This window comes from Streptomyces sp. NPDC050423 (assembly GCF_040655445.1).
GTDB lineage: Bacteria > Actinomycetota > Actinomycetes > Streptomycetales > Streptomycetaceae > Streptomyces.
Genome location: NZ_JBFAJY010000019.1, coordinates 1 through 12,585, shown reverse-complemented (window position 1 = coordinate 12,585; position 12,585 = coordinate 1). Strand labels below are relative to the sequence as shown.

The 12,585-nt window shown below is 70.2% G+C and carries 10 protein-coding genes and 1 pseudogene; 6 read left to right on the top strand and 5 right to left on the bottom strand.

The window, feature by feature from the left end:
- The first annotated feature begins 117 nt into the window (after positions 1 to 117).
- Complete coding sequence (locus AB0I52_RS16295) at positions 118 to 1,482, top strand: dipeptidase (protein ID WP_363073000.1); 1,365 nt, start codon at positions 118 to 120, stop codon at positions 1,480 to 1,482.
- Positions 1,483 to 1,617: 135 nt separating this feature from the next.
- Positions 1,618 to 2,328 carry an MBL fold metallo-hydrolase gene (locus AB0I52_RS16290; protein ID WP_363072998.1) on the top strand — a complete coding sequence of 237 codons (711 nt, stop codon included), beginning with the start codon at positions 1,618 to 1,620 and terminating at the stop codon, positions 2,326 to 2,328.
- On the opposite strand, the gene AB0I52_RS16285 is transcribed toward AB0I52_RS16290, so the two are convergent.
- The gene (locus tag AB0I52_RS16285) at positions 2,287 to 3,324 is read right to left on the bottom strand and encodes an NUDIX domain-containing protein (RefSeq protein ID WP_363072996.1); all 1,038 of its coding nucleotides are present in this window, start codon (positions 3,322 to 3,324) and stop codon (positions 2,287 to 2,289) included. The genes AB0I52_RS16290 and AB0I52_RS16285 overlap by 42 nt on opposite strands.
- A gap of 205 nt (positions 3,325 to 3,529) precedes the next feature.
- Between AB0I52_RS16285 and AB0I52_RS16280 the strand changes: the two genes are divergently transcribed.
- Positions 3,530 to 3,706 (top strand): hypothetical protein, encoded by a 177-nt coding sequence (locus AB0I52_RS16280; protein ID WP_207315030.1) that lies wholly within the window; start codon positions 3,530 to 3,532, stop codon positions 3,704 to 3,706.
- Between the two features lie 67 nt (positions 3,707 to 3,773).
- Here the strand turns inward: AB0I52_RS16280 and AB0I52_RS16275 are convergent, their stop codons facing one another.
- Positions 3,774 to 4,040, bottom strand: a complete 267-nt coding sequence (locus AB0I52_RS16275; RefSeq protein ID WP_362964480.1) for a hypothetical protein — start codon at positions 4,038 to 4,040, stop codon at positions 3,774 to 3,776.
- Positions 4,041 to 4,607: 567 nt separating this feature from the next.
- Here AB0I52_RS16275 and AB0I52_RS16270 point away from each other — a divergent pair.
- On the top strand, positions 4,608 to 6,656 hold the full coding sequence (locus AB0I52_RS16270; protein ID WP_363072994.1) for an NPCBM/NEW2 domain-containing protein: 2,049 nt from the start codon (positions 4,608 to 4,610) through the stop codon (positions 6,654 to 6,656).
- Positions 6,657 to 6,822: 166 nt separating this feature from the next.
- Here AB0I52_RS16270 and AB0I52_RS16265 read toward each other — a convergent pair whose 3' ends face one another.
- Positions 6,823 to 7,779, bottom strand: coding sequence for an ROK family protein (locus tag AB0I52_RS16265; RefSeq protein ID WP_363072992.1), 957 nt, complete (start codon positions 7,777 to 7,779; stop codon positions 6,823 to 6,825).
- Between the two features lie 183 nt (positions 7,780 to 7,962).
- Here AB0I52_RS16265 and AB0I52_RS16260 point away from each other — a divergent pair, with 183 nt between their 5' ends.
- Together AB0I52_RS16260 and AB0I52_RS16255 are read left to right on the top strand one after the other, a co-directional pair.
- Complete coding sequence (locus AB0I52_RS16260; protein ID WP_363072990.1) at positions 7,963 to 8,991, top strand: LacI family DNA-binding transcriptional regulator; 1,029 nt, start codon at positions 7,963 to 7,965, stop codon at positions 8,989 to 8,991.
- 274 nt (positions 8,992 to 9,265) lie between these two features.
- A complete protein-coding gene (locus AB0I52_RS16255) occupies positions 9,266 to 10,927 on the top strand; it encodes a hypothetical protein (RefSeq protein WP_363072988.1) in 1,662 nt (553 codons plus the stop codon).
- A 26-nt stretch (positions 10,928 to 10,953) separates the two neighbouring features.
- On the opposite strand, the gene AB0I52_RS16250 is transcribed toward AB0I52_RS16255, so the two are convergent.
- Positions 10,954 to 12,252 carry an aldolase gene (locus tag AB0I52_RS16250; protein WP_363072986.1) on the bottom strand — a complete coding sequence of 433 codons (1,299 nt, stop codon included), beginning with the start codon at positions 12,250 to 12,252 and terminating at the stop codon, positions 10,954 to 10,956.
- A 192-nt stretch (positions 12,253 to 12,444) separates the two neighbouring features.
- Positions 12,445 to 12,585: pseudogene (locus AB0I52_RS16245) on the bottom strand (electron transfer flavoprotein subunit alpha/FixB family protein); the annotation flags it as partial.

Here is a 12,585-nt window from a genome sequence, read left to right as displayed (position 1 = left end):
CCCGACCCCTGCTGTGGGAGGATCGGCCGTGCCTCCGTCGTAACCACAACGCCGCATTCGCGGCGTTCAAGTACACGGATTCGTACACATAACGTCGCACCTGCTAGGAGCGTGCCCATGACCGCCCATCCGATTTCCGAGACCATCGCCTCACTGATGCCCCGCGCCAAGGCGGAGCTCGCCGAGCTGGTGGCCTTCCAGTCGGTGGCGGATCCCGCGGTGTACCCGAGAAGCGAGTGCGACGCCGCCGCCGAATGGGTCGCCGGGGCGCTGCGCGCCGAGGACTTCCAGGACGTCGCCCTGCTCGACACCCCGGACGGCAGCCGGTCCGTCTACGGCTTCATGCCCGGTCCCGCCGGGGCGCCCACCGTGCTGCTCTACGCGCACTACGACGTGCAGCCGCCGCTCGACGAGTCCGCCTGGCTGTCCCCGCCCTTCGAGCTGACGGAACGTGACGGCCGCTGGTTCGGCCGGGGCTCGGCCGACTGCAAGGGCGGCTTCGTCATGCACCTCCTCGCGCTGCGCGCCCTCAAGGCGAACGGCGGGGTGCCGGTCTCCGTGAAGGTGATCGCCGAGGGCTCGGAGGAGCAGGGCACCGGAGGTCTGGAGCAGTACGCGCAGGCGCATCCGGAGCTGCTCGCCGCCGACACCGTCGTGATCGGCGACACCGGCAACTTCCGGGTCGGTCTGCCCACGGTCACCTCGACCCTGCGCGGGATGACGATGCTGCGGGTGCGGCTCGACACCCTCGAAGGGAACCTGCACTCCGGGCAGTTCGGCGGCGCAGCGCCCGACGCGCTGGCCGCGATGATCCAGTTGCTCGCGTCGCTGCGCGCCGAGGACGGTACGACGACCGTCGACGGCCTCACCACCGGGGCGAAGTGGGACGGTCTCCAGTACCCCGAGGCCGAGTTCCGCAAGGACGCGAAGGTCCTCGATGGGGTGGAACTCATCAGCACCGGTACCGTCGCGGACCGGATCTGGGCGCGGCCGGCCGTCACGGTGATCGGCATCGACTGCCCGCCGGTCGTCGGCGCGACACCCTCGGTGCAGGCGAGCGCGCGGGCACAGATCAGCCTTCGGGTGCCGCCGGGCGTCGACGCCGACGAGGCGACGAAGCTGCTCACCGCGCATCTGCGGTCGCGCGCGCCGTGGGGCGCCCGGGTCTCGGTCGAGCAGGTGGGCCAGGGGCAGCCGTTCCGCGCCGACGTCTCCAGCCCGGCGTACGCGGCGATGGCGGATGCCATGCGGGCCGCGTACCCCGGACAGGAGATGCAGTCCTGCGGCATGGGCGGCTCGATCCCGCTCTGCAACACGCTCGCCTCGCTGTACCCGGAGGCGGAGATCCTGCTGATAGGACTGAGTGAGCCCGAGGCGCAGATCCACGCGGTGAACGAGAGCGTGTCGCCCGAGGAACTGGAGCGGATGTCAGTGGCCGAGGCGCTGTTCCTGCAGAACTACGCCGCCTCCAAGAAGGCCTGAGCCGCCCGCCCGCGTCCCGTCGGGCCGGGCAGGCCGCTCAACGCCTCCCGTGCCCGCCGCCGCTACGCGTTGAGCGAAGCGCGCCCAGAGCGTAGATCCGTGCGGCGGACGTCCGCCGCTGCGTACGTTCGTCGCATGGATCTCGTCGAAGTGCTTCCCCGACTGCACATGTTCCGTTTCCCGATCGGGCAGGCGTACCTCTGGCGCGACGGGGCGGAGCTGACCCTGATCGACGCGGGCGACATCGACGCCGCGCCCGCCATCGAGTACGCGGTGCGCGGTCTCGGTCTTGACCCCGCCCGCATCTCCCGCATCGTCATCACACACGGCCACCGCGACCACTACGGCGCCGCCCAGGAGCTCGCCGACCGCCACGGCGCCGAGATCCTGGCGCACCGGCTCGACGCCCCGGTGATCCGGGGCGAGGAGGAGATCGGCGACCCGGTGCTGCTCGACTGGGAGGTTCCGTTGTACGAGCACGGGCTGACCGTTCCGGTGGCCCCCGCGACCCGGGTCGACCGCGAGCTCTCCGACGGCTCGACGATCGACTTCGGCGGCGGTGCCCGGGTGATCCACTCCCCCGGCCACACCCCGGGTTCCATCGGTGTCCATCTCCCCGCGCACGGGGTGCTGTTCACCGGGGACTGCGTGGCCGGCGTGGGGCAGGTCATGCTGGGCGTCTTCAACATCGACCGCGAGCAGGCCGTGGCCTCGTTCCAGCGGCTGGCGGCGCTGGAACCGGCCACGGCCTGCTTCGGCCACGGTGATCCCGTCACCGTCGGCACCGCCGCGGTACTGCGCACCTCAGCCGACCGGGACTCCGGCCTCCAGGTTGAACACCGCTGACTGTTCGCGGGCCCGCAGCGCCCAGCGCAGCCGTTCGTACCGGGTGGGCGGCAGCATGGCGGCCGCCTCCGCCTCGGTGACGAACCGCCAGCCGCGCAGTTCGGAGCCGGGTAGCGTCAGCCGCTCGGCGTCCCGGCCCGGCAGCAGGCCTCCGTCGAAGAGCAGCCGCAGCCCACCGTATCCGGGCGGATCGGGCGCCTCCCAGTCGATGACGAGCAGTTTCGGCACCCGGGCGAGATGTATCCCTATCTCCTCGGCGACCTCCCTGATCCCGGCCTGCGCCGGGGCCTCGCCGGACTCCACGATGCCACCGGGGAACTCCCAGCCGGGTTTGTAGGTGGGGTCGACGAGCAGGACCCGGCCGTCCTCGTCGAAGAGCAGCACCCCGGCCGCGACGGTCTCGGCGGTCGGGTCGGGATCCTGCACGATCTCGCAGGCCGGCGCCGCCCCCGTGTGCAGGGCCTCGGCTATCAGTTCGGCGGTCTCCCGCGGGGTGAGTACGCTGTTGTCGATGGTGTGGGCGTCCCCGGTGATCCAGTCGAGCGCCGACCGGTAGGGCCCGATGTGCTCGTACGCCCACTGCCGGACCTGCTCGCTGCGTTCGGGATCGTCGTCGTCCTCCACTCGGTCGGCGATCCGTTTCCGCAGGATCGTTTCCTCAGGTGAGAGCAGCACATGGCGCACCGGAACGCGCCGGGCGGCGAGCCCTCCGAAGATCTCGTCGCGATACTCCTGTCGCAGCAGCGTCATCGGCACCACCAGTACCCCACCGACCTCGGCGAGCAGGGCCGCCGCGGTGTCCACCACCATGCGCCGCCAGATCGGCAGGTCCTGGAAGTCGGTCACCTCGGCGAGCTTCTTCTGGGGCAGCAGATACCGCAGCCCCGCGCCGGTCAGTTCCGGGTCGTAGAAGGTGCTGTTCGGGATCAGATCGATCAGTTCGCGCGCGGCGCTGGTCTTCCCCGCGCTGAACGCACCGTTGATCCAGACGATCACGATTCCCCCTCTTCCGTAGCCCCCTGAGGCTTGCCCGCAACACCCTGCCGCGAAAACCCGTTTGAGGCGATGCCGTTGCACGAACGCAACCGCGGACGGCCCTCACCGGCGTCCCGAGGGACAGGGAGCGGCGTCCACGGAGCCGTAACGGAGACGGCCGGACGTCGTTGGAGCCGACAGCAGAGAGACCGACAGGGGGTGGACCGTGCTTCGCACCGTGCTTGAGCAGTTCCCCGCAGGAGGCCCGCGGGGCAGTTGGCCGGCGGAGGAGTTCGCGGCGGCCCGCCGCGGCGAGGGTGTCGCTGCGGAGGTCGTAATGGATCTGGAACAGGACGCGTTCCTGGTGGTCGTGCCGCAGCAGTACGCGGACCGGGGCCGCTGACGGCACAGCGGGCACCGCGGGCCGGCGCGGCAGGGCTTCCGGGAACGCGCGGAACACACCCTGGCGCTCAGGGGGTGTCGCCCCGCCAGTCCCACTTGTACGGCTCATTCGCCCTCGGTCCGTACTCGGCTCTGCCGCCGGCCCCGTAGGAGCCGATCTCGGTGATCAGGGCGGAACCGTCCGCGAGGGCGACCTCCGTCCAGCCGGTCACGTCCAGCAGCAGCCCGTCGAGCGGGCCGCCCACCAGCTCCCGGTAGACACGCCCCGGCCGGGGCCCGGGGTCGGGGTCGTCGTGATCGGCGCCGTACACCCGTCGCCGCATGATCTCGTCCATAGCAGCAGGATCGCACCGACCACTGACAACTTCCTCGGCCGGCGGGCCCGAGTGACTCGATCGGAGGCATGTCCGCCCGTCCGGGCCGGGTGCGCACGCAGCTCTGGGCGCGGGAAGGAGGCCCATCATGCACTTCCTGTACCGCCACGACCTCCCGGCCGGTGTCCTCGACGCGGCGGCCGTCCACCTGACCAGGGGCATTCACGGCACGGCCGCCGAATCGGGGATTCTCTCGCCGGCATGTCCGCCCTGGCCGCGCGGGCTTCACCGCGCTGACCTTCGCCGGGACATCCGATGTCCTGTGACACTGCCGGGCGCATCTGACCTGTCGCACGTGCACGCCATGACCCCCTCCTACGGAAGGCAACTCAACACAACCGAACGCGCCTTCTTGGATCCTTCTTGGATATCACGCCCAACCATGGTCCCCGTCAAGGACTTTGACGAGTTGCCGAACAACCGACACCGCCCCCCTTCCAACAGACTTCAACACGCTCTAACGTAATCGCACGCCTTGGCGTGCACATGCCTCAACGAGTCTCGGCACGATTCCGGAGGAACGTAACAATGCGTCGTCTTCCAGTCCGCACAACCCGCTCAGGCCCCCACAGAGTCATCGGAGCGCTGACCACAGGACTCCTGTGTGCGGCGGGGATCGCCTTCCCCGCCGCCGCGGACTCCCCGGGACCCTCCCCCGCCCCGGCGTCCGCCGCCGACGCGCGGGCCGGCAACGATCTCGCTCTCACACCCCCCATGGGGTTCAACAACTGGAACTCGACCCATTGCCGGGCCGAGTTCAACGAGTCGATGGTCAAGGGCATCGCGGATCTCTTCGTCGAGAAGGGCCTCAAGGACGCCGGCTATCAGTTCGTCAATCTGGACGACTGCTGGGCCAAGCCGCAGCGCGATGCGGAAGGCAAGCTGGAGGCCGACCCGGTGCGGTTCCCGAACGGCATCAAGGCCGTCGCGGACTACGTCCACTCGAAGGGGCTCAAGCTGGGCATCTACACCAGCGCGGGCACCAAGACCTGCGACAGTGTCGGCCTTCCCGGCGCACTCGGCCATGAGTACAGCGATGCGCGGCAGTTCGCCGACTGGGGCGTCGACTACCTCAAGTACGACAACTGCAACAACCAGGGTGTCGACGCGAAAGAGCGCTATACGACGATGCGGGACGCGCTTGCCGCCACCGGCCGGCCCATCGTCTACAGCATTTGTGAATGGGGGCAGAACAAGCCCTGGGAATGGGCCGCGGAACTCGGCAATCTCTGGCGCACCACGGGCGACATCAACGACAGCTGGAGCAGCATGCTGTCGATCATGAAGCAGAATCTGCCGCTCGCCGCGGCCGCCGGACCGGGACACTGGAACGACCCCGACATGCTTGAGGTCGGGAACGGCGGGATGACGGACACGGAATACCGCACGCACTTCTCCATGTGGTCGGTGATGGCCGCTCCGCTCCTCATCGGCTCCGATCTGCGCAAGGCGACACCCGAGACGTTCGACATCCTCTCCAACCACGAGGTCATCGCGGTCGACCAGGACCCGCTGGGCAAGCAGGGAACCGTGCTCTCCTCCGACGAGGGGCGCTGGGTCGTTTCCAAGGAGCTGGAGGACGGCAGCCGGGCGGTGGCGCTGTTCAACGAGACCGGGAACGCGCAGCGGATCTCCACGACGGCCGCGGCGACGGGGTTGCCTCGGGCAGCCGCGTACACGATGCGTGATCTGTGGGAACACACGGACTACAACACCGCGGGCGACATCTCGGCGACCGTTCCGGCGCACGGGACCGTGCTGCTGCGTGTCGCCGCCGACAGCGGGTGGGCCGTGCATCCACCGGCCGCCGAACTCGGGTTGAACGGGAGTCCGTTGATCGAAGCCGGACGCACCGCACCGCTGACGACGACGGTCACCGATCTGGGCCGTACGCCTGCTCTGAAGGTCTCGGCGGCCCTCACCGTACCGTCGGGCTGGCAGGTCAGGGCCGGCTCGGCGACGACGGCCGCCGCGCTGCCCACCGGACGGACTCTGACCACGCGCTGGCGGGTGACGGCCCCGGCCGGCACGGCGGCCGGCACGTACGACCTGACGCTCACCGCTCAGTACCGCTCGCCCGCCGGAAAGCGTGTGCGGTCCTCGGTGCCCTTCCAGGCCCATGTAGTGGTGGCGCCACCGGCCGGCGGCGGCTATCTGAGCGATCTGCCACAGCTCTCCGCGTCCAACGGCTACGGGCCGGTCGAGAAGGACACCAGCAACGGTGAGAGCGCGGCGGGCGACGGGAATCCGCTCACCATCGGCGGCGAGGTCTACGCGAAGGGGCTGGGCGTGCACGCGGACAGCACCGTCGAGTACTACGCGGGCGGCGCGTGCGACACCGTGACGGCCCGGGTCGGTGTGGACGACGAGAAGGGCGGCAAGGGAAGTGTGGCCTTCGAGATCTGGGCGGACGGCACCAAGGCGGCCTCGACCGGGGTGCTGACCAACGCGATGCCGGCGCAGCCCGTCTCGGCGGATGTGAGCGGCGCCCAGGTCGTCCGGCTGGTCGTCACCAACGGAGGCGACGGCGACGACTCCGACCACGCGGACTGGGGGGACCTCCGCATCACCTGCTGACCGAATCCCCCTGCCCCCGGCATGCGAGGGAGCGGGCCCGGCACCTCGGGTCCGCCCCTTGCGCGGACAGCGCCGGTCTCATAAGCGGACAGCACCGGTCTCACAATCCGTCGGACAGCCCTTATGATCTGACCGCCTGATCCGCTCCCTGTCGCCCGCCAGGTCGTCAGACCGGGACCACGCCGTCCGCGCCCGCCCGGACCGCGAACGCCGCCGCCGCCGCACCCACCAGCCCCGCGTCGTTGCCCATGACCGCGGGCGTCACCGTGAGCCGCTGGACGAAGGAGAGCGTGGCGTAGCGGCGCAGTGCGCTGCGCAGCGGGGCGAACAGGACGTCGCCCGCGCCGGCCACTCCCCCGCCGATCACCGCGATGTCGATCTCGACGAGCGTGGCCGTCGCGGCGATGCCCGCGGCCAGCGCCTGCGCGGCCCGCTCGAAGGAGGCCGCGGCGACCGCGTCCCCCGCCCTCGCCGCGGCGGCGACCGCCGCGGCCGAGGCGTCACCGTCCGGGCCGGGCCGCCAGCCGCCCTCCAGCGCCCTGCGGGCGATGTTGGGCCCGCTGGCGATGCGCTCGACACAGCCGCGCGAACCGCACGGGCACGGATCGCCGTCCAGGTCGACACTGATGTGCCCGATGTGGCCCGCGTTGCCGCTCGGGCCGGGACGGAGCGTGCCGCCGAGGACGAGCCCGCCGCCGACACCGGTCGACACGACCATGCACAGCGCGTTGTCGTAACCACGTGCCGCGCCCAGCCAGTGCTCGGCCGCGGTCATCGCGACCCCGTCGCCGACCAGCTCGACCGGAAGCCCGCCGGCCGCCCTGCTCACCCGCTCCACCAGCGGGAAGTCCCGCCAGCCGGGAACGTTGACCGGACTGACGGTCCCGGCGGAGGCGTCCACCGGGCCCGCGCTGCCGATCCCGACGACCGATGCCCGCCCCCACAGCGGCGACGCGGTCAGCTCGGCCAGCACATCGCCCACCGCGTCCATCACCCTCTCCCCGCTCTCCCGGGCGGGCGTCGGCCGCTGCGCGCGCACGAGGAGCCTGCCACTGCCGTCCACCAACGCGCCGGCGATCTTGGTGCCGCCGATGTCCAGCGCGGCTACGAGGTCGGTATGCATCGGTGTGGGCTCCGGATGGTGAGGGGGTGGGACCTGCGGCTTCAGTAAATAGTCTGCATAGTCTCCATTCAGCTGACAACGTTGTCCAGGGCCTATGCTCGACGCCACAGCCTCCGGCTCCCTCCGCGGTACTCTCCGCGGCCCCGCCGGACAGCCCCGCACCCGACGACAGGACAGCGCACCGTGGCCGAGACCACCCGTCACCCCGAGCCCCGTTACGGCAACCGGCCGACTATGAAGGATGTGGCCGCGCGTGCCGGAGTGGGGCTCAAGACGGTCTCCCGCGTGGTCAACAGCGAGCCGGGCGTCACGCCCGACACCGAGCGCCGGGTCCAGGAGGCCATCGACGCGCTGGGCTTCCGCCGCAACGACAGTGCGCGCGTGCTGCGCAAGGGCCGTACCGCCTCCATCGGACTCGTCCTGGAGGATCTCGCCGACCCCTTCTACGGGCCGCTGAGCCGCGCCGTGGAGGAGGTCGCCCGCGCGCACGGCGCCCTGCTCATCAACGGTTCGAGCGCCGAGGACCCGGAGCGGGAGCAGGAGCTCGTGCTCGCGCTGTGCGCGCGCCGGGTCGACGGGCTCATCGTGATTCCGGCCGGTGACGACCACCGCTATCTGGAGCAGGAGATAAAGGCCGGCATCGCGACCGTCTTCGTGGACCGGCCGGCGGGCCGGATCGATGCCGACATGATCCTCTCGGACAGCTTCGGCGGCGCCCGCCAGGGCGTCGCCCACCTGATCGCGCACGGCCACCGCCGGATCGGGTTCATCGGTGACCAGCCCCGCATCCAGACCGCCACCGAGCGGTTGCGCGGTTATCACACCGCCATGACGGACGCCGGGATAACCGTGCAGGACTCCTGGGTCTCCCTCGGCTCCACGGAGCCCGACCGGGTCCGCCGGGCAGCCGAGACGATGCTCTCCGGCCCGGAACCGGTCACCGCCCTCTTCTCGGGCAACAACCGGGTGACGGTGACCGTGGTACGTGTCCTGGCCGACCGCGAACGACCGGTCGCCCTGGTCGGTTTCGACGACATCGAGCTCGCGGATCTGCTCGGTATCACCGTCATCTCCCAGGACGCCGCGACCGTCGGCCGCACCGCGGCCGAACACCTCTTCCGCCGCCTGGACGGCGCCGACCACGCCCCGGTGCGGGTGGAGCTCCCCACCAGGCTCATCGCGCGCGGTTCGGGCGAACTGCGTCCGTTCTGAGAATACTTGAGCGCTTTCGCACCGTCTGGCCTTCTAGGAGACACGGTGCCCGGTTCACTAGGATGTCGGTCGCACCGCGCCCGTGCTCCTATTCCGGGGGAAGGTCAGACGCAAGGTGAACGAACGCACGCTTGAGGCATTGGGCCTCGATGAAGCGCCACGCGAACACCCGCTCATCTACCCGGGAGCCTGGCCCGTGGAATCGGGCCTGCTGCATCGGAACCAATATCTGAGGTTACGGCCCAAGCGGAACCGACGGCTTGCCCAGTGGCTGGTGGAGAGCCCCGGCAACGAATTCAGCGGCAACCCCGAACCCGGTCGCCCCGTACCGCTCGACTTCGCGCTGATGAGCGCCAACGAACCGCTGATCGGTGAGCGATTCCCCGTGCTCTCGATCGGCTCGAACGCCTGCCCGGCCCAGCTCCGGCACAAGATGGACGGGCTGGGCGTCTCCTCGACCGTTCCCATGGTCAAGGTCCGCTCAACAGGAATCGAGGTCGGGGTCTCCGCCTATGTGAGCCCGCTCGGCTACGTCTCGGCATCTCCTTTCCACACGCCGGGCAGAACCCGCGACTTGTTCGTCACCTGGCTGGACGCGGCCCAGCTGGAGATCGTCGACAGCAGCGAGGGCGTCTTCACACCCGGTGGCGAGTACGACCGGGTGTTCCTGCCCGCCGACGGCTTCCCCGTGGAGATGCCCTCCGGCGAGTGGCTGGGCGGTGTCTACGCGTACGTGCACCGCTACGGCGTGATCCACGACGGAGCGGGCGCCCCCAGGCCGCACCCCGGCGAACGGCAGTTGCTCACCGACCTCCTCTCGGAGTCGCGGCGCCTGCGGGAGTGGTTCGGCGACACCCCGGAGGAGTTCAGCTCACGGGCTCGCGGCGACGAACAGCTCTGTGAGAAGGGCACCCGGCTGTTCCGGGACGAGGAGCGCACCACACTGTCGGGGCTGGAGGGGCTTGTCCCCGAGGCCCCGTCAAACATTCCGTACGACGACATCCACCCGGCCAATGAGCTGCCCTCAGGATCCTTCCACGCCGCCCGCACCCCCGATACCTACGACCAGCGCGGTTCGGGCGTCGTCAGGATCTCGGCCGGGCTCGCCGCCGCGCTGCGCCACCCGAGCCACGTGATCGTGCAGAACGTTCAGGTCCCCACTGCCCGGCACGAGCGCCTGGGCGCACTGGCCAACGTGGTGGTCGCGCCCGAGATCAACCGGGAAGACCGGCACACCGTACAGGTCGACCGCTCGCTGCGTATCTGTGTGGGGGTCGAGCCGGGCGAAGCGGTCACGGTGCGCCCGGCCACGCTGCCCAAGTCCAAGCACCGCTGGCAGGATGTGCTGTTCGGCAAGCAGAGCTACGTCACCTGCAGGATCCAGGACGGCGATCGTGCCAGCGCGGAGCACGAGGTCTGCCTGCTGGACGCCCTCACACTTCAGCTCATCGGTGTGTCCAGCGGCGACGCCGTGGTGCTGGAGGGCTTCCCCGACGAGAACGGGATCGTGCCGGTCCTCGAACTGAAGGCCATCCAGACGAGCGACGAGGTACAGAACCGTCGCACCGAGCTGCACGGCGGCGACATGACCAGCCGCTATCCGAGCTCACTCGATGCACTCGGCACCTATCCGGATCTGCCCTGGGCATTCCTGGACCGCCGGCTGTGGTCCGGGCTCGGCGTCGAGGGGCAGTGGCTGGCGACCGTGCGAATCCGCTGCAGCCGCACCTATCAGCTCAAGAAGGAACTCCGCGAAATGGTGTTCCTGCTCGGGCTCGCGTTCATCGGCGTGGTCACCGTGCTGAACAGCATCCTCTGGCGGATCACCAGCCTGGCGATCCTCGTGCTGCTCGTCGGTGTGCTGGTGAGCATGCGGCTGCGCAGCAGACTCTCCCAGCGCGCGCGGCGCATCGGAGGCCCCATACAGCGCCGGTGATCCGATCGTCCCGGGCGCGGCACCTGCTACGGCGCCGTGACCGTCAGCCCGCCGCGCCGCGGTGCGGCGAAGGCGTCCAGGTCCGCACGCGTCAGCCCGGTCAGCCGGGCCACCTCCGCGGTGTCCAGCGCGCCGCAGTCGATGCCGCGCAGCAGATAGCCGCTGAGCGCCTTGGCGGTGGCGGGTTCGTCCATCACGTCGCCGCCCGCCTTCGCCACGTACGCGGCGAGCCGGGCCGCGGCCTGTTCCAGTCCCTCGCGGTAGAAGGTGTAGACGGCCGCGTAACGGGTCGGCAGGTGGCCCGGGTGCATGTCCCAGCCCTGGTAATAGGCGCGGGCCAGAGCGCGCCGCGTGAGGCCGTGGTGCAGCCGCCAGGCTTCGTGGACCTGCGGGGTCGGGCCGACGGGGAGGACGTTGGTCGAGCCGTCGCAGACGCGTACACCAGTGCCCGCGGCGGCCACCTGCATGACGGCCTTGGCGTGGTCGGCGGCCGGGTGGTCGCTCGCCTGATAGGCGGCGCTGACGCCGACACAGGCGCTGTAGTCGAACGTGCCGTAGTGCAGACCGGTCGCGCGGCCCTGCGCGGCGTCGATCATCCGGGCGACGGCGGCGGTGCCGTCAGCGGCCAGGATGGACTGGCTGGTCTCGATCTGGATCTCGAAGCCGAGCCGCCCCGAGGGCAGACCGTGCGCCTCCTCGAAGGCTTCGAGGAGCTGGACGAAGGCGGTGACCTGTTCGGGGTACGTCACCTTCGGCAGGGTGAGCACCAGCCCGTCGGGAAGCCCGCCCGCCTGCATCAGGCCGGTGAGGAAGACGTCCGTGGTGCGAATCCCCCGGTCCCGGACGGCTGCTTCCATGCACTTCATCCGGATACCCATGTACGGGGCGGCCGTGCCGTTGCCGTACGCGTCGGAGACCAGCCGGGCCGCTCGGGCCGCGGTCTCGTCCTCCTCGGCGTCGGAGCGGGGGCCGTAGCCGTCCTCGAAGTCGATCCGCAGGTCCTCGACGGGTTCCCGCTCCAGCTTGGCGCGCACCCGGTCGTGTACGGCCACGGCGAGCTCGTCCGGGATGCCGAGAACAGCCGCGAGGGAGGCCGCGTCGGGGGCGTGCTCGTCCAGCGCCTTCAGCGCCTGGTCTCCCCAGGAGCGAATGGTGCCGGCGGTGAAGGTGTCCCCCGGTACGTAGACCGTGTGGACGGGCTGGCGGGTCCCGGGGTCGCCGGGATAGCGGCGGGCGAGTTCGGCGTCCACCCCTGTGAGGGAGGCGCTGATCCCGTCGCTGACCGCTCCGGCGAGGCTCGTCGCCACCTTCTCCTGCTGACCCATTTCCGCACCCTCCACACTCTCGTCGTTTCCGCTTCCCGGAATCAACAATCCGTATAGTGAAGTTATAAGGCTGCCGTACCTGCGTCAATGGTGATCGGAAACGGTGCGGGGCCGCGCGGTGTGTTCACCGTGCGGCCCCGGGCTGCCGTGCCGTGCGCTCTGCCGTGCGCTCTGCTGTGTGGTGCGTCGAGGTCAGCCCTTGCGGGTGGTGACCTCTTCGGTGAGCTGGGGCACGACATTGAAGAGGTCGCCGACGACGCCGTAGTCGACGAGGTCGAAGATCGGGGCCTCGGCGTCCTTGTTGATCGCGACGATCGTCTTCGAGGTCTGCAT